Genomic DNA, 672 nt, shown 5'->3' on the forward strand with positions numbered 1-672 from the left:
GACTCCGTGACCAAAAACTCCATAGACATCACAACTCTAACCTAGAAAGCGATACCTACCTCCATGCGAGCCGATGCATTACGCCGTCGAATAGCCATCATCGAGGCGGCATGTGCCATGTTTAAACGCCATGGCAACTCGGTCTCCCTTGAAAAGATTGCCCAGGAAGCAGGCGTGGGCGTTGCAACGCTTTACCGCAACTTCCCGGACCGTGAAGCGCTAATTCACGCGTGCGCGGAACACATGAGCGACGGTTTCCTGGTCTTCCAAAATCGCTTGATTGAAGACTTCGAATCCGATCCTTCGGACGCGGAAAACTTCGTCCTGGACTATGCCCTCAAGCTCACAACGATGGGTTTGACCAGCCTCATTCCTTCCTTCGCGCCAGAAGACTTAGATACCCTGCCGGAGCATTTGAAATTGAAGCGCGACGCGTTACAAGAAAATGGCGAAAGGTTCATTGAGCTCGGAAAGCAGCACGAAGTAATCGGCCCCGGCGTGGGGCACCTCGACTTCGTGGTGGGTATCTTGACGCTGGTGCGCCCCAGGAAGGTGCAGGTGGAGAACTACGTGCCCGATATCCAAAAGCGCATGCTGCGCATCTACTTAGCGGGCATCAAAAGCGGCATCACGAACGCATCTTGGGTTCAGACCGTCGTTGCACCACTTCTA

General features: G+C 54.2%; 1 protein-coding gene. It reads left to right on the top strand.

Annotation, left to right across the window (positions count from 1 at the left end; genetic code table 11):
* Window positions 1-63 precede the first annotated feature (63 nt).
* A partial coding sequence (locus tag HMPREF3153_RS01465; RefSeq protein ID WP_083280917.1) for a TetR/AcrR family transcriptional regulator occupies window positions 64-672 on the top strand: 609 nt, incomplete at its 3' end.

The organism is Corynebacterium sp. HMSC06C06 (assembly GCF_001807295.1).
GTDB classification, from domain to species: domain Bacteria; phylum Actinomycetota; class Actinomycetes; order Mycobacteriales; family Mycobacteriaceae; genus Corynebacterium; species Corynebacterium striatum.